At 41.4% G+C, this 16,395-nt stretch carries 13 protein-coding genes; 9 read left to right on the forward strand and 4 right to left on the reverse strand.

Features of this window, described 5'->3' with window-relative positions:
- Positions 1–14: 14 nt before the first annotated feature.
- The 3 genes from CDG60_RS07070 to CDG60_RS07080 all read right to left on the reverse strand — a co-directional run bounded on the left by CDG60_RS07070 (position 15) and on the right by CDG60_RS07080 (position 2,679).
- Positions 15–806 carry a bestrophin-like domain gene (locus tag CDG60_RS07070; protein WP_087511369.1) on the reverse strand — a complete coding sequence of 264 codons (792 nt, stop codon included), beginning with the start codon at positions 804–806 and terminating at the stop codon, positions 15–17.
- Between the two features lie 501 nt (positions 807–1,307).
- Positions 1,308–1,904, reverse strand: coding sequence for a phosphatase PAP2 family protein (locus tag CDG60_RS07075; protein WP_087511706.1), 597 nt, complete (start codon positions 1,902–1,904; stop codon positions 1,308–1,310).
- Between the two features lie 124 nt (positions 1,905–2,028).
- Entirely contained in the window at positions 2,029–2,679 is a 651-nt protein-coding gene (locus tag CDG60_RS07080) for an SIMPL domain-containing protein (RefSeq protein WP_406565307.1), read from the reverse strand.
- A 538-nt stretch (positions 2,680–3,217) separates the two neighbouring features.
- On the opposite strand from CDG60_RS07080, the gene CDG60_RS07085 reads away from it, so the two are divergent.
- The 8 genes from CDG60_RS07085 to CDG60_RS07130 all read left to right on the forward strand — a co-directional run bounded on the left by CDG60_RS07085 (position 3,218) and on the right by CDG60_RS07130 (position 15,220).
- Positions 3,218–4,591, forward strand: coding sequence for a diaminobutyrate--2-oxoglutarate transaminase (locus CDG60_RS07085; RefSeq protein WP_087511373.1), 1,374 nt, complete (start codon positions 3,218–3,220; stop codon positions 4,589–4,591).
- 3 nt (positions 4,592–4,594) lie between these two features.
- Positions 4,595–6,127, forward strand: coding sequence for a pyridoxal phosphate-dependent decarboxylase family protein (locus CDG60_RS07090; RefSeq protein ID WP_087511375.1), 1,533 nt, complete (start codon positions 4,595–4,597; stop codon positions 6,125–6,127).
- A 394-nt stretch (positions 6,128–6,521) separates the two neighbouring features.
- A complete protein-coding gene (locus tag CDG60_RS07100) occupies positions 6,522–7,538 on the forward strand; it encodes a substrate-binding domain-containing protein (protein ID WP_087511379.1) in 1,017 nt (338 codons plus the stop codon).
- A 102-nt stretch (positions 7,539–7,640) separates the two neighbouring features.
- Positions 7,641–9,020, forward strand: coding sequence for a phosphate ABC transporter permease subunit PstC (gene pstC, locus CDG60_RS07105; protein WP_087511380.1), 1,380 nt, complete (start codon positions 7,641–7,643; stop codon positions 9,018–9,020).
- Entirely contained in the window at positions 9,017–10,411 is a 1,395-nt protein-coding gene (gene pstA, locus CDG60_RS07110) for a phosphate ABC transporter permease PstA (protein WP_087511382.1), read from the forward strand. Before pstC ends, pstA begins: the two co-directional genes overlap by 4 nt.
- A 13-nt stretch (positions 10,412–10,424) precedes the next feature.
- The gene (gene pstB / locus CDG60_RS07115; protein ID WP_087511384.1) at positions 10,425–11,339 is read left to right on the forward strand and encodes a phosphate ABC transporter ATP-binding protein PstB; all 915 of its coding nucleotides are present in this window, start codon (positions 10,425–10,427) and stop codon (positions 11,337–11,339) included.
- A gap of 512 nt (positions 11,340–11,851) precedes the next feature.
- Positions 11,852–12,814, forward strand: a complete 963-nt coding sequence (gene sohB / locus CDG60_RS07125) for a protease SohB (RefSeq protein WP_087511389.1) — start codon at positions 11,852–11,854, stop codon at positions 12,812–12,814.
- Between the two features lie 192 nt (positions 12,815–13,006).
- Positions 13,007–15,220 (forward strand): Ig-like domain-containing protein, encoded by a 2,214-nt coding sequence (locus CDG60_RS07130; protein ID WP_087511391.1) that lies wholly within the window; start codon positions 13,007–13,009, stop codon positions 15,218–15,220.
- A 20-nt stretch (positions 15,221–15,240) separates the two neighbouring features.
- On the opposite strand, the gene CDG60_RS07135 is transcribed toward CDG60_RS07130, so the two are convergent.
- A complete protein-coding gene (locus tag CDG60_RS07135; RefSeq protein WP_087511392.1) occupies positions 15,241–15,873 on the reverse strand; it encodes a DUF2238 domain-containing protein in 633 nt (210 codons plus the stop codon).
- Between the two features lie 211 nt (positions 15,874–16,084).
- On the opposite strand from CDG60_RS07135, the gene CDG60_RS07140 reads away from it, so the two are divergent.
- Positions 16,085–16,330, forward strand: a complete 246-nt coding sequence (locus CDG60_RS07140; RefSeq protein WP_087511393.1) for a hypothetical protein — start codon at positions 16,085–16,087, stop codon at positions 16,328–16,330.
- Positions 16,331–16,395 lie beyond the last annotated feature (65 nt).

A 16,395-nucleotide genomic window follows, 5' to 3' on the forward strand; every position in this document is an offset into this window, starting at 1 on the left:
TCGGAATAAAAATATTATTTTTTCGCAACAGGAACCAATGTTTCTTTTAATGATAAAAGATCATCAGGGGTTACGTGGATAACCCCTTTTCCTGGTACATCAATTTCTGAAATGATAAATAAGGATAGAGTAATTAAAAATGGTAAAACCAGGATCATCAGATTCATTTTCTGCTCCTGTCGGGCATTGTAGCCAATCAAAATATTGGATACGACTGCAAAGAAGATAAGTAAAGCCCATACGATCTTAGGAATCTGATCACGCCAGCTGACGCTTGTTTTTTCCTGAGCAAGGTATAAATCACTGTATGAGCTTAGAACAGAGTTAATGACAGGATTAGGTGCTTCTCTTGCCTCAGTAACAGCGATTTCCCAAAGTTGTTTTTGCTTTTCTGTAGAGGTTGTTCGCCACTTTTTATTTTCAAGAAGGTTATCAGCATTAAAAAATTCAATTCTGGCATCTAAATATTCATGCAAAAGTTTTTCAGCTTGATCTTTCTGAGGTGAATTTAAAAGTTGAGTACGCTGCAGTGCTGAGCCGATAACGAGCATTTCATTTTCTTCTGTTTTTTGCCTGTCGTTGTATCCATTAATAGAGATCGAGAGTACAAAGCCTATAAGTAAACCCAACAGGGACAATATTGCGCCAAGTACGATTTTTGCCTGGTCATCACTAAAGGTGGGATTATGGTTTTTAAAGAAGAATTTACCGGCATATGCCGCACCGCCCAATAGAATGAAAATAGTCCAGAAATTTGAAGCCGAGTTTATGGATAGTTCGCTTAAAAGATTTTGTATCCATGACATATTAGCGCCCCATTGAAGGTAAATAAAATGTGAGTAATTTAAAAATCAAAGTTATTTAATTTAAGTTAAATTGTTGAAAAAAGATATGATTTTTATGAGGGAGAAACCTTTGGGTAACGTGTGTAATAAAATACTTCATCTTTGATAAGAAAATATAGCGTTGAGTGATTTCCCTGTCATTTACAAGAATTGTGAGTTCTGCGATAGTCGGGAAATAGAATAAATACGCACATAAAATGATGACGGGATATCAAGCTTTTTTTACTTTTTTAATGATATGTCAGTAAGGGCATTTAATTTTGGGCGCAGTGGAAATGATCATGCCTATAACAGGATGTGGTAGAAATATATAGAGAGCTTAAACAGGAAGCTGACACTTATATCAATTAAAATAATTGGATTAAAGCAACTGCTTAAGTTTTTTATATATTGTAATTTACTGAACCACAAAATCTGTAAAGCCTGATTTATAAAAAATGCCCACCATGATGTGGGCATTTTTTATCTGACAAAACCTTTTTCAATCAGTTTTCTGAACAGGTATTCGTACATATACAGTACGTAATGCAGAAGACTGTTTTTATAACGGTTCCATACTGAGAGACCCAGAAGGTTCAATGAGAATGCCAGAAGGAAGCCTCCAAGCATGTCCAGCGGGAAGTGTACACCTAAGTAGACACGTGACCAGGCAACCAGCCAGGCAAGTCCGATCAGGAAAATGCCTGTTCTGCGCTGAATGGAAAAGAAATAAGAAAATGCGATACTGCTGAATATCAACATGTGGTCGCTGGGAAATGAACCATTGGGAACGTGATATATCAGAGTTCGACCAACATCCATAACAAAAGGTCTTGGATGATAAAAAAACTGTGAAATACACTGGCTGATCAGTACAGCCATCACAGTAAAAATGAAAGCCTTCAGAATATATTTTTTGACAGTATAACCACCTCTGAGCCAGAACCAGGCAAATACTGCAATCATGATATAGAGCAGATCATTTGCGATGAAAATGGCAAGGTTAATCATAAAATCTGAAGCCTGTGGTGAGGCATTTATTATTTTAAAAAGATATAGATTCAGTTCAGAAAGCGTCATCATTTTGAAGACAGGAAGTAAATGAAGGAAGCTTACTGTAGAAATAAAATGGGATGGAGTAAATGCAAAAGACTGTCCGGAAACAGTCTTTTTACGAAAATTTTACGTGTTGCATGTGCAAATATTATTTGAACTGGATTGTACCGTTTGCATTTACAGTGATTTTGGATTCGCCTGAAGCGACATTCTGTGCAGCAGAGTCTTCAGCTGCAAATTTAGCCATGCTTGCCCGCATCATAACAGGCTGCGGATAGTTGCTGCTTGTATTCAGGTTCAGATTGACCAGGTTGTAGCCTGTTTTACTCCATGCCTGAGTCAGCATCTGTGCGCGTTGCTGAAAGTTTTTTGAAGCCTCAATCATCAGCTCATTTTCCACTTTTTTGCGCTGTGCATCGGACACACTGAAATTGATGGATTGTGTCTGGAAATTCTGTTGCAGTTCGCTGACCAACTGGCTTGCCGATTTAAAGTTGGTACTTTCAATATTGATTTCAGCACGGCCACGCCATTCTTTAAGTTTACGGCTATCATTATCGTAGACAGGGTAGGTGGTCTGTGAACCCGTTTCAATTTTCACATCAGGATATTTTTTTGCGGTTGCAATCGCCTGATTCATCAGTTGAGTGATCTGCGCTGCAAGTTCAGCCGGCTGTTTATTGCTCTTTTCTATATATAAAACAGCATGCATTTCATCATTGGATACCTGGCGGGTGGCTTCCGCCTGAACGTTGACAAGATTGTAATTCAAGGTTTCGGTTTCTGCTGCAAAGGTCATGGTGCTGATCGCTGTTCCTAATATAATGGAAGGTAGAGTGAAATAACGCATGAGATTTCCTTTAATGAAGAGATTGAGCATTTGATTGACATAAATTGATACTAAATGCGGGACTGGGATTTCTGAGGGATAAATTGTGGTGCATTTGTAATATCTGTACAAAAGACGTAATCTATAACCTCCCAAAATACAATTAAATATTAAATTCTTATTTGTGATATTGGAATCGGTTAAGTCCGGCTGAAGTAAAATTTCAGTAAAATATGAACAAAGCGAAAAATTCATGATTTTCTTCTCTTTGTCACATAGTATGATAATAATTCAGGTTTGTGGTCAGATGAATGTTTTTTTCAATCAACAGATTGTCGATAAGTACATAAAAGATATTTATTTTCTTAAAAAAAACTGTATTATCGCGCTCCTGGTTATGAATAAATAAAGCGATTTTCTGACCAGAAACTCTATAAAGCACCGAGTCAAAGGACCGCAAGTCACCCGACTTATTTCTTTCAACCCATATCAGAGATGGTAATTCGATATGAGCGTTTCTTCTGTAAATCCTGCCCCTAATTCTACTAACGAATACTACCTGACTCGCCAAAGTCAGATGGAGTCAAATGTTCGTAGCTATCCACGCAAATTGCCGTTAGCGATAGCCAAAGCTTCAGGGTGTTGGGTTACTGATGTAGAAGGTACTGAGTACCTTGATTGTCTGGCTGGGGCAGGAACACTGGCATTAGGCCATAATCATCCTGCGGTGATTCAAAGTATCCAGGACACTTTAGCAAGTGGTTTACCTTTACATACTCTGGATTTAACAACTCCTTTAAAAGATGCTTTTACTGAAGCATTACTCGAGCAATTGCCTGGTGGCAAAGAAGAGTACTGTCTACAGTTCTGTGGTCCATCTGGTGCAGATGGTACAGAAGCAGCAATTAAACTGGCGAAAACATATACGGGTCGCAGTACAGTTATCAGTTTTTCTGGTGGCTATCACGGTATGACTCATGGTTCGCTTGCAATGACAGGTAACCTGTCTGCGAAAAATGCAGTCAATGGCTTGATGCCAGGCGTACAGTTCATGCCATATCCGCATGAATACCGTTGCCCATTAGGTCTTGGTGGTGAAGCTGGTGTAAATGCACTGACTTATTTCTTTGAAAACTTCATCGAAGACGTAGAAAGTGGTGTTACAAAACCTGCTGCCGTGATTCTTGAAGCGATTCAGGGTGAAGGCGGTGTTGTTACAGCTCCTGCAAAATGGCTGCAAAAAATCCGCGAAGTGACTGAGCGTCATAACATTGTGCTGATTCTGGATGAAGTTCAGGCTGGTTTTGCCCGTTCAGGCAAAATGTTTGCTTTTGAGCATGCCGGTATTGAGCCAGATGTAGTCGTAATGTCTAAAGCGGTGGGTGGTAGCCTGCCACTGGCCGTACTTGCAATTAAGCGTAAGTTTGATGCATGGCAGCCAGCAGGTCACACGGGTACTTTCCGTGGTAACCAGCTTGCAATGGGCACAGGTCTTGCAACGATCAGAACCATTAAAGAACAGAATCTTGCGCAAAATGCACATGACCGTGGTGAATTTTTACAGGCTGAACTGAAAAAATTAGCTGCTGAATTCCCATGTATTGGTAATGTGCGTGGTCGTGGCTTAATGATTGGTGTTGAAATTGTTGATGAGCGTCAGCCAGCAGATCATATGGGTTCATTACCTGCCGATTCTCAGCTTGCAGCTGCGATTCAGACAGCATGTTTCAACAATAAATTATTGCTTGAAAAAGGTGGTCGTGGTGGTACGGTAATCCGTCTGCTTTGTCCACTGATTATTACTCAGGACGAATGTGTGGAAGCAGTTGCACGCTTTAAGAAAGCACTTGCTGAAGCTCTTGTTGCGGTTCGAGGCGCATAAAATATGGTAGATTTTGCAGAACACCGTAAAGCGTTACTCTGCAATGATGCTGAGTCAATTGCTGACTATGAGTCAGCAATGGGTGAGGCGACCAAAGCGGTCGCAGCATGGTTGCAGAACGATAAAATGTATACAGGTGGCAGTATTAAAGAACTTCGCCAGGCGATTTCTTTTAACCCATCGAAAGAAGGTTTAGGTTTACATCAGTCGCTTGAGCGTATGGTGGAACTTTTCCTCAATAAAAGTTTAAAAGTACATCATCCGCATTCTTTAGCACATTTGCACTGCCCAACCATGGTGACAAGCCAGATCGCTGAAGTGTTGATTAATGCTACTAACCAATCAATGGATTCATGGGATCAAAGCCCAGCGGGTTCTTTGATGGAAGTGCAACTGATTGACTGGCTTCGCCAGAAAGTCGGTTATGGTGCAGGTCAGGCAGGCGTGTTCACTTCAGGTGGTACACAGTCGAACCTGATGGGTGTACTGCTTGCACGTGACTGGTGTATTGCGAAAAACTGGAAAGACGAAAACGGTAATCCGTGGTCTGTACAGCGTGATGGCGTGCCAAATGAAGCAATGCGTAATGTCAAAGTCATCTGTTCTGAAAATGCACATTTCTCGGTGCAAAAGAACATGGCAATGATGGGTATGGGCTTCCAGTCTGTTGTGACGGTTCCTGTGAATGAAAATGCACAGATGGACGTTGATGCACTGGAAAAAACCATGGCACACCTTCAAGCTGAAGGCAAAATCGTGGCATGTGTGGTTGCAACTGCGGGTACAACTGATGCAGGTGCAATTGATCCATTGAAAAAAATCCGTGAAATTACCACTAAATTTGGCGCGTGGATGCATATCGACGCGGCATGGGGTGGGGCATTGATTCTGTCGAATGATTACCGTTCAATGCTGGATGGTATTGAATTGTCAGATTCGATCACACTGGATTTCCATAAGCATTATTTCCAGAGCATTTCCTGTGGTGCATTCCTGCTCAAAGATGAAGCGAACTATCGTTTCATGCATTATGAAGCAGAGTATTTAAACTCAGCTTATGATGAAGAGCATGGTGTACCGAACCTGGTATCTAAATCTCTACAAACAACACGTCGTTTTGATGCGTTGAAACTGTGGATGACGATTGAGAACTTAGGTGAAGAGCTTTACGGTTCAATGATCGATCACGGTGTGAAACTGACACGTGAAGTTGCAGATTATATCAATGCAACAGATGGTCTTGAAATGCTGGTTGATCCACAGTTTGCATCAGTATTGTTCCGTGTGATTCCGCAAGGCTATCCTGTGGAATTGCTTGATACCCTGAACCAGAATGTGGCAGATGAACTGTTTGCCCGTGGTGAAGCGAATATCGGCGTGACTAAAGTCGGCAATGTTCAGTCATTGAAAATGACCACTTTAAGCCCTGTTGCAACTTTGGAAAACGTACAGAATTTGCTTGCACTCGTGCTTGCTGAAGCTGACCGTATCAAAGATGCAATCGCGGATGGTACGTATACGCCTGCGATTGACTGATCAACCGTTTGGTTGAACAGACAGCATCAAACATAAAAAGAGGTCCTGGTGACCTCTTTTTTGATCTGTGATTATTGTGACAGTCAGCCTGAAATAATGTGTTTTACTGAGGGCAAGGTAATACCGATGTTCAGTAATTATGACATTTAAATGAAATATTACATTTAAAATCTTCCTGCCTAAGTTTGAAGATGTTTTTTCACAGTATTTTACATATTGAATTTTAAAGAAATTTAAATAAATCAAATACCAGACATTAATTATCATTAAAGCGTCATAAAGCTGTAACTTCTTTGTCATATTTTAAAATCAAAATGCAGTTATCCGAAAAGTACAACACAACAAACAAAAGTGGCGTGCTTCAAAATAACGGCTTTATTTAAGAGAGAAAAGAATGCGCTTTAATCATATTGCACTTGCTTTAGCGGTTTCAGGGGCAGCTGTAGCGACTACAGCTAATGCAGCTCGTGATACTATCCAGATTGCTGGTTCTTCAACTGTACTGCCTTTTTCAAGTATTGTTGCTGAAGAGTTTGGTAATACTTTCCCACAGTTTAAAGCACCGGTTGTTGGTTCAGGCGGTAGTTCAGCAGGTCTGAAACAGTTCTGTTCAGGCGTGGGTGATAACACGATCGACATCGCAAATGCTTCACGTAAAATTAAAGATACAGAAATTGCAGCGTGTAAAAAAGCTGGTGTAAATAAAGTCCAGGAAATCAAAATCGGTTATGACGGTATTGTTTTCGCTTCCAACTCGACTAAAGCGGCTTATAAATTACGTCCACAGCACGTTTTTGCAGCACTTTCAGCTGAATTGCCATCAAATGGTAAACTGGTTCCAAACCCTTATACCCGCTGGAATCAGATTGACAAATCACTGCCGAATGAAGCAATTACTCTGGTGATTCCTGCATCTAACCACGGTACTCGTGAAGTGTTCCAGGAAAAAATGGTTGAAGCAGGCTGTGAAGCTTACGATTATTATAAAAAGTTAGATAAAGATGCTCAGAAAAAAGCATGTTCAACTTTCCGTAAAGATGGAAAAGTGATTGAAATTGCAGGCGACTATACAGAAACACTGGCACGTCTGAAAACTTCACCGAATGCGGTAGGTGTATTTGGTTTAGGTTTCTATGATCAGAACCGTGACAAGTTACGTGTTGCAACAGTAAATAACGTTGTTCCTTCTGAACAGACGATTTTAAATGGTTCTTATCCTGTATCGCGTCCACTGTACTTCTACGTGAAAGGTGAGCACATTAAATCAATCAAGGGTCTGAAAGAATTTACTGAATACTTCCTGAGCAAGAAAGTATCTGGTAAAGGTTCAAAACTGGATAAAGCAGGTCTGATTTCTCTGTCTGATACAGAACGTGCAAAAGTACTGGCTACATTTAAAGCTGGTAAATAATCTGACAGTCATTTAAAAAACTGATGGCGGTAAACTGCCATCAGTCTTTTTGTTCAGTAAAGTTTTTTCTAAGAATAAAGCAGAAAAAACGATGGAGATAACATGAATCTGCTTCTTGTAGGCATCCTGTTGGCACTGATCGCAATCGCATATCAAATTGGTCTGCGTAAAAGCAGAAATTTGGCAGGTGATGGAAACAATTCAGCGATATTACATTCCCGCCCGGGCTATTATGGTTCGCTGGTGGCTTTATGGTGTGGTATTCCTGCATTTTTTATTTTGATTGTCTGGAATCTTGTTGAACCGAGCGTTTTACAGCACTTTATATTACAGAATGTACCTGCCAGTGTTGTAGGTGGTCTTGATGAAGCAGGCGTAGATGTACTTGTAGACCGGGTGCAGGCTATTGCATCAGGCTTTGGGGTAACAGATATACCGACTGCTTATGAAGTCGCAGCAGCTGAACAGCTTGCTGGATTCGAGAGGATTGCTTCTTTTGCTAAATTTGCAATCGTTATCTGTGTTGCAATTCTGGGTCTGATCTGGGCGAGAAAAAAAGTATCTCAACAATATCGTGCCCGTAATCAGGTTGAAAAATCAATTAATGTTGCATTGATCCTGTGTTCAAGTGTCGCGATCCTGACAACTGTCGGCATTGTGATGTCAATGTTCAGCGAAGCACTCCGCTTTTTCCAGTTTGTCAGTCCAGCGAGCTTTTTCTTTGGTACTGAGTGGAATCCAGGTTTCAGTACATCAGGAAATGCAGAAGGAAGTTATGGTCTGTTACCGTTACTGTGGGGAACACTCATGGTCAGTGGTATTGCCTTACTTGTTGCAGTTCCATTGGGTCTGATGATTGCGATCTATCTGGCTGAGTATGCCTCACCGCGCTTTCGTTCATGGGCAAAACCGACCATTGAAGTGCTTGCGGGTATTCCAACCATTGTTTATGGTGTTTTCGCCATCATGGTGATTGGTCCATTTTTCAAGTCTATTGGCGATGCCATCGGTCTTGAAGTCAATGCGACCAGTGCTTTAACAGCAGGTTTTGCAATGGGGATTATGATTATTCCTTTTGTATCTTCATTGTCTGATGACATTATTACTCAGGTTCCTCGTTCATTACGTGATGGTTCGTTGGGTCTGGGCGCAACCAAGTCTGAAACGATCCGCCGTGTGGTTTTACCGGCAGCTTTGCCTGGTATTACAGGTGCATTCCTGCTGGCGGTGTCCCGTGCAGTAGGCGAAACTATGATTGTGGTACTGGCAGCAGGGAACAGTCCATTACTGCATGCGAACCCGCTTGAAGCAGTTTCAACAGTGACGGTGACCATTGTCAAACAGTTAACAGGTGATACTGATTTCGCAAGTCCGCAGGCACTGGTTGCCTTTGCACTGGGTCTGACACTGTTTGTCATTACGCTGTGTCTGAACATTATTGCACTCTACATTGTGCGTAAATATCGTGAGCAATACGAATGAGTACATCAAATACATCTCCAGCGGATCAAAATGTATTTGATCCTCAGGTTGCAGCAGAATTACGTGAAAAACGTAAACAGAAAGTCGCAAGTTCACTTGCGAAAAGACACCGCACAGAAAAGGCATTCCGTTTCTTTGGTTTCAGTTCAGTGATTGTTGGTCTTGCATTTGTAGCCTTACTGTTTGGCAGCATCATGTACAAAGGTATGCCTGCTTTCTGGCAGGCAAGTATGACTGTTCCGGTCTTCTTTGATCCTAAAATCATTGATGCAGGACCTCGACCTGTTCAGACTACCGGTGAGTCTCCAGCGCATTTTGAAGAACGGTTTGTCGAGTGGCAGACGAAGATGGGTATGGTGGACTGGGATGCACTGATTGCAAATGGTCTGATTGCTAAAGATCCATCACTGGAAAGTAAACGTGATGAACTGAGCAGTCTTTACACCAGTTCAGAAGCTTATCGTATCCGTGACATGGTATTTAAAGATCCTGCTCTTGTAGGTAAAAAAGTTGAGCTGAATCTTCTTGCGGATGCCAATATTGATGTCTGGCTCTCAGGTAATATTGACCGTACCTTGCCTGATGATCAACAGCAGTTAAGTCCTGAAGTCCGTCAGCTTTCAGATGATCTTGCAGCCAAAGGTGTGCTTGAAAGAACATTCAACACTCAGTTATTTACCAACCCTGATTCACGCAGTTCGCCAGCAACGGCGGGTCTGGCAGGTGCATTCATGGGTTCACTGTTTATGATGCTGATTGTTATTGTAATTTCCATTCCTTTGGGTGTGGCAAGTGCGATCTATCTGGAAGAGTTTGCACCAAAGAACTTTATTACAGACATTATTGAAGTCAACATCAACAACCTGGCTGCTGTACCTTCGATTGTCTTTGGTTTGCTTGGTGCGGCTATTTTTATCGGATGGATGCATTTACCGATTTCAGCACCCCTGGTCGGTGGTCTGGTCCTCAGTCTGATGACTTTACCAACGGTTATTATTACCACACGTGCTTCTTTGAAAGCGGTACCACCTTCGATCCGTCAGGCAGCACTGGGTATTGGCGCATCACGTATTCAGACTGTATTTCACCATGTATTACCTTTGGCGCTGCCAGGTATCATGACAGGTGCGATCATTGGTATTGCACATGCATTAGGTGAAACTGCGCCATTATTACTGATTGGTATGAGTGCATTCGTTGCGAATATTCCGATGTCTCCTCTGGATCAGTCTACAGCATTACCTGTTCAGGTTTATCTGTGGCAGGGCAATGAGCTGCGTAACTTCTTCGAAGGGCGTACAGCTGCAGCCATTATCGTTTTACTTGCCTTGATGGTGGGACTGAACAGTCTTGCAATCTGGTTACGTAAGAAATTTGAAGTTCGCTGGTAATAGAGGGCACAATATGAACACAGTAGTTACAAACACCCAGAAACAGGATAAGTCAGTGAATTCAGAACAACAAACACAATCCACAACGCCTGAAACTGAGCAGAAACGCAGCACTTCTTTTGTTTCTCAGTTTGATACGCAGCCATCTGCAAAAAATCAAAAGCAGACAGCAGATGTTAAAATCAGTACTTCCGATGTACATGTGTACTATGGTGAATCTGAAGCGATCAAAGGCATTGATTTAAATATTTATGAAAATGAAGTAATTGCTTTTATTGGACCATCGGGTTGCGGTAAGTCAACTTTCCTGCGGACACTGAACCGGATGAACGATACGATTGAATCATGTCGTGTTACGGGTAAAGTGACGCTGGATAACCAGGATATTTATGACCCGAACCTGGATGTCGTATTACTACGCGCACAGGTTGGTATGGTGTTCCAGAAGCCGAATCCATTTCCAAAGTCTATTTTTGATAACGTGGCTTATGGTCCTAAACTGCATGGACTGGCGCGTGATAAATATGACATGGAAGAAATTGTGGAAAACAGTCTGCGTAAAGCAGGTCTGTGGGATGAAGTGAAAGACCGTCTGAATCAGCCTGGTACAGGTCTGTCAGGTGGTCAGCAGCAGCGTCTGTGTATTGCACGTACCATTGCTGTTTCGCCAGAAGTGATTCTGATGGATGAGCCTTGTTCAGCACTTGACCCTATTGCAACAGCAAAAGTGGAAGAACTGATTTCTGAGCTGTCCAACCAGTACACCATTGCGATTGTAACTCACTCGATGCAACAGGCGGCACGTGTTTCTGACCGTACAGCTTACTTCCATCTGGGTGATCTGATTGAAGTGAACTCGACTGAAAAAGTCTTTACTCAACCTGATCATCAGCTGACAGAAGCATATATTACAGGTCGTTTTGGTTGATTTCAGTATCAATTTAAAAATTAATAAAAACAGAGCTTTAATGCTCTGTTTTTTTATTGTGCTTATGAGGCGATATTAAAAAAACAGAATGGAAAATTCAAAAATCCAGCATTCGTCCGAAGACATTAAAAAACTTAGATATACTGCATTATTCGGTACGGAACATGTTACTGGATTTTAACCTGATGGCCGATTAATGCCGTGATGATTGCATGTTTGTATTGCAGCCGGATTTATGTTTTTCTTTCTATTTTCATTGTTGAAGATATGAGTGTGCATTTTCTGAAAATGAAACTTAAAGCAGAAAGGCCGTTGAAAGCAGGTCTGGCACAAAAAACCATATCAAAAGAAAAGCCGCAGGAAAATGATTCAAATCATGATTTGTAATTTAATCAAAGATTTAGCTGTTTTTATCAAGCAATGAGTGTTATTTGCAAATATTCCATTGAATTTCTGGAATATAACCCACATCTTATACAGCATAAATATGAATTATATGAGTTTATGCCTTTATGCTGTTTCATAATCCTAAGCTGCCTGCTGAAATCCGTATCAGCCATTTAAATGCACGCATCAACGAACAAAGAAAGAAAATCGCTCAGACGACTGCATCCCGACTGGAGCTGCTACAGCTTGCACAGCAGCTGGCAAAAGAAGCAAGAAGCCGTAAAAAAAATAATCAGAAGATATTTGTTCTTGATTTTAAGGGTGATACAGCAGCATCAGCTGTAGAGCAGTTACGTGAAGAAATTACTTTAATTCTTGCAACTGCAAAGTCAGGTCGTGACCGTGTAGTGGTGCGTCTTGAAAGCCCAGGTGGTATGGTTCATGGATATGGGCTTGCTGCTGCGCAGCTGGTACGTCTGCGTGATGCAGGCTTTCATCTGACCATTTGTATCGATAAAGTTGCTGCCAGCGGTGGATATATGATGGCGTGTATAGGCAGTGAAATTGTATCTGCGCCATTTGCTGTGGTCGGATCAATTGGTGTTGTCGCTCAGGTTCCAAATTTTAACCGCCTGCTGAAAGAGCATCATGTGGATTTTGAACTGTATACAGCGGGTCAGTTTAAACGGACAGTCACCATGTTCGGTGAAAACACACCTGAGGGCAAAGCTAAATTTGAAGAAGAACTTCAGCAGACACATCGGTTATTCAAACATTTTGTGGAAAAGTACCGACCAAAGCTGAATATTGAAAGTGTTGCAACAGGGGAACACTGGTATGGTCAGGATGCACAGAGCCTGAATCTGATTGACAAAATTCAGACTTCAGATGAATACCTGCTGGGTTTATTGCCTCAGCATGATGTATATGTCATCACAACGCGCCGTAAACCGTCACTGGGCGAAAAACTTGGCTTGCAGGCTGCTCAGATTGCAGACAGTCTTGTGCCGTCTCTGGTGAATAAACTAGTGGATGTACTGAGTCAGAAAAATGCTGACCTGGTACAGGTGCGAGACCCAAAATTTTAAATTGATTGTGAATATCAGAAACCAGCTTCGGCTGGTTTTTTTTATGAGAAGCAGTTCTGTAAGTTATTGTGAAAAAAATCACACAATTTGCTCATTGTATGAAGCTTCATGTTTTGGTAATTTAAAAATAATTCTAATTCAAACACTTTTTATTTTAAAAAGCATATAAAAAATATTCTTAATGAGGATTACATGACAAGAATTGTAGTGGCTTCCAAGCAAAAAATGAGTCTGTTGCAGGATACACAGGCTGGAAGCGTGGTTCTGGAACAGCCATCCATTATTCAGATTGGAATAGCAAAAGAAAATATTTCCTCAATGGTTCGTTCAGGTAACAGTCTTCAGATTACCCTGAAAAATGGTGAAAAAATTGTCCTGGAAAATTTCTTTACTGAAAATGGAAGTCCTCACTCACTGGCATTCCCTGATAAATCAGGGAAATTTTTGGTTGCGGAGTTTGATGAAGCAGGCAAGCTGATTAAATATAATCCTGTAGATCATCTGAGTCAGCTGGGCAGCTCGATAAACAGTACAGGATTGACTGAAACTCAGCAGACCGCTGTTGTCACTGATGGTGTGGATGACGGTGGAATCGCGTGGTCGTCGGTATTAAAAACAGGACTGGCTGTACTGGGGGCAGAAGCGGTTTACCTTGTTGCATTTGATAAAGATGATGACAAAGATAAAGACAACACAAATGTAGATCTGACACCACCTGCTGCTCCTGTCGCTGCTCTGGATACTGATGGAAAAGTAATGTCTGGTACAGCAGAGGTGGGTTCAACAGTCTATGTAAAAGATCTGCAGGGAAATATTCTTGGTCAGGCGGTTGCAGACAGTACCGGCAAATATGAAATTAAGCTGGATAAGGCTGTTACAGATGGCGCTAAGGTTATTGTTACAGCTAAAGACCAGGCAGGAAATGAGTCAAAACAAACTGTTGTGACAGGCACTAAAGATACTGTCAGTCCAGATAAAGCCCAGGCGCAGGCGAGTGACAGTGGTTCAATTGTCACAGGTAAAGCTGAAGTTGGGGCAAAAATATATGTCTATGGTCCAGATGGTAAAACTGTGATTGGTGGACCTGTCACAGTGGCGAGTGATGGAAAGTTTTCCGTAACGGTAACTCCTGCACTGAAAGCCGGTGAAAAAGGAACGGTGGTCGTAGAAGATGGCGCTGGTAACAGATCTGAGGCTGCTGAAGTGGAAGTTGGAAAGGATACTTTACCACCCGATCAGCCAAAAGTGACCGTCAGTGACAAAGGTGATCTGATTAAAGGGATTGTGGAGGCTGGAGCAAAAGTAAAAGTAATGGATGCAGCGGGTAAAGTCATTGGGGAGGCAACAGCGGATAACCAGGGTAATTTTACAGTGACACTGAATCCGCCACTGACCGATAAAGCAAAAGGTACAGTTGTTGTTGAGGATGCAGCAGGTAATCAGTCCAAATCAATGGAAGTGATTGCAGGTAAGGATAATATTGCCCCTGATGCGCCAGTAGCTGTGCTGAATGATGAAGGAACAATTGTAACGGGTAAGGCAGAGCCAGGTAGCAAGATTGAGGTGCGAAGCAGTGCAGATGGTACTTTACTGGGTTATGCAGAAGTTAAAGATGATGGTACTTATACGCTTACCTTATCCAAAGCTCTGACGGATAATACACTGGCAAAAGTCTATGCTTCAGATAAGTCTGGAAATCAGTCTTCAGCAACTGAAATTAAAGGCACCAAAGATACAATTCCTCCTGGTAAAGTGGAAGAAGTAAAGGCGTATGATGATACAGGTTCAACAAAATTAAATATTGGAAATGATGGAAAAACCAAAGACAGTACGCCAGTTTTTGAAGGCAAGGGTGAAGCGGGTGCAACGGTATACATTTATCAGGATGGAAAACCTGTTGCTTCTGTAAAAGTCGATGAAAATGGTAAATGGACGTATACGACAGATGAATTGGCGCCTGGCAGTTATAGTTATACATTCAGACAGGTAGATAAATCAGGTTTGAATGGTCAGGAAAGTGATCCGTTTAAATTTACTGTGGAATCTACTGTTAAAACAGCTGCACTTGAAAGTCATGATTCAGCTGTGTCCTCTGACCAGACTGCCGACACTGTAAATGATCAGAGTCTTGCCAAACTACTTAATGCTCCCGTTCCTGTTATGGACTCATTCAGCATCGCGGAAGATCAGAGCCCACTTAATTCTGAGACGCTCCAGATACAGCAGTTATTTAAAGACACTGCTTCTGGTTCAGATGCAGGTACGATAGATTTATCGACTGTATTGCCGGAAAATGCAATGGCAGCCAGTCAGGGTCAGTCAGCACCGACTCAGACAGAGCCTGTGACGGTCAGTATCAGGATTGATCTGAATGAGTTGCTGAATCAGAATATCCCTCTGATATAAGCGGAAACACAGAAAAGCACTTACTCTGTAGGTGCTTTTTTTATGAGCATATAAATGCCTGTAATGATTGCACCAATGGTTGCCAGGAACATATCTTTATGAGCATCCCAGATATCACCTTGCTGACCGTTATAGTTTTCAGCTTCTTCAGGGGATAAACCAATGGCGATCCACCATTCAATCCATTCATAAAACAAACTGCTTGCCATGACAAACTGAATAATTAATAAAAATAATACTTTGGGTTTTAAACTGGGCAGCCAGACCTGGAACAGGCGATAGAAAAATGGGTAAAGGAATAGCCCGTAGAAGAAATGGACAAAGCGGTCGAACATATTGCGTGTCCAGCCCATGGCTTGATTTAAATCAAAACCGAAGTATTTGATTGCCCAGTCATTATAAGGCACATAGGAATACAGGTAATGCGCTGCGATGACGTGAATGAGTAAAAAACCAGTATACAGTGCAAATGAAGAAAAACTCAGTCCGATTTTTTTTAAGCAGTAAAACAGGGCAATGAGCATCAGTACTGTGCCGACTTGATGCAACAGATAAGATTGAAATTCCAGGGGATTGATGCTGGCTAAAATAATCGCGATTGCGAGTACGGCAAGAACCAGCCAGTGTTTTTGAGTGAGAGAATGATAAATCATTAAGTCTTTTTTCTTAAATTTATTACAGATATTGTAATCAAAATGCAAAAAAATGCGAAGTCAAAACACTGTGACTGATGCTTGATTTAATTCCAGACAGATGATCATTTCAGAGCTGAGCAGTAAATGGATCAGGTGTTTTAACTGATAAATCAGGATATTTACAGATTAAATCCGCTAAACTGTATTTTTAAAATTTTAGAGATCAGGCATGGCGGTGATTGAGGCATTTGAGGCGAAGCAAAATTGTTATTTTAATTATGATTTTGAAGAACTGTATCAATTGACAGATGACTTTCCTGAAGAGCTTTATGTGTCCTTACGTGGAATGCTGTATCGGCATGAGATTCAATATCCTGATACGACGTATTATATTTATTTCAGTGATATTTTGACGGGTGAGGAGCTTAAGAAAATGAAGGCGGATTGGAAGCGTTATTGTCCGATATCTGAATAAAAATTATAGATGTAAAAAAACGAAGCCTAAGCTTTGATGCTGATCAGTTAAGCAAAATGATTGGA

This window comes from Acinetobacter chinensis (assembly GCF_002165375.2).
Classification (GTDB): domain Bacteria; phylum Pseudomonadota; class Gammaproteobacteria; order Pseudomonadales; family Moraxellaceae; genus Acinetobacter; species Acinetobacter chinensis.

Excerpts from the sequence above, each read along its gene's own strand:
- CDG60_RS07135 (WP_087511392.1), bottom strand. The coding sequence starts at position 15,873 with ATGATTTATCATTCTCTCACTCAAAAACACTGGCTGGTTCTTGCCGTA.
- pstC (WP_087511380.1), top strand. The coding sequence starts at position 7,641 with ATGAATCTGCTTCTTGTAGGCATCCTGTTGGCACTGATCGCAATCGCA.
- pstB (WP_087511384.1), top strand. The coding sequence starts at position 10,425 with ATGAACACAGTAGTTACAAACACCCAGAAACAGGATAAGTCAGTGAAT.
- pstA (WP_087511382.1), top strand. The coding sequence starts at position 9,017 with ATGAGTACATCAAATACATCTCCAGCGGATCAAAATGTATTTGATCCT.
- CDG60_RS07070 (WP_087511369.1), bottom strand. The coding sequence starts at position 806 with ATGTCATGGATACAAAATCTTTTAAGCGAACTATCCATAAACTCGGCT.
- CDG60_RS07080 (WP_406565307.1), bottom strand. The coding sequence starts at position 2,679 with ATGACCTTTGCAGCAGAAACCGAAACCTTGAATTACAATCTTGTCAAC.
- sohB (WP_087511389.1), top strand. The coding sequence starts at position 11,852 with ATGCTGTTTCATAATCCTAAGCTGCCTGCTGAAATCCGTATCAGCCAT.
- CDG60_RS07075 (WP_087511706.1), bottom strand. The coding sequence starts at position 1,904 with ATGACGCTTTCTGAACTGAATCTATATCTTTTTAAAATAATAAATGCC.
- CDG60_RS07100 (WP_087511379.1), top strand. The coding sequence starts at position 6,522 with ATGCGCTTTAATCATATTGCACTTGCTTTAGCGGTTTCAGGGGCAGCT.
- CDG60_RS07130 (WP_087511391.1), top strand. The coding sequence starts at position 13,007 with ATGACAAGAATTGTAGTGGCTTCCAAGCAAAAAATGAGTCTGTTGCAG.
- CDG60_RS07085 (WP_087511373.1), top strand. The coding sequence starts at position 3,218 with ATGAGCGTTTCTTCTGTAAATCCTGCCCCTAATTCTACTAACGAATAC.
- CDG60_RS07140 (WP_087511393.1), top strand. The coding sequence starts at position 16,085 with ATGGCGGTGATTGAGGCATTTGAGGCGAAGCAAAATTGTTATTTTAAT.
- CDG60_RS07090 (WP_087511375.1), top strand. The coding sequence starts at position 4,595 with ATGGTAGATTTTGCAGAACACCGTAAAGCGTTACTCTGCAATGATGCT.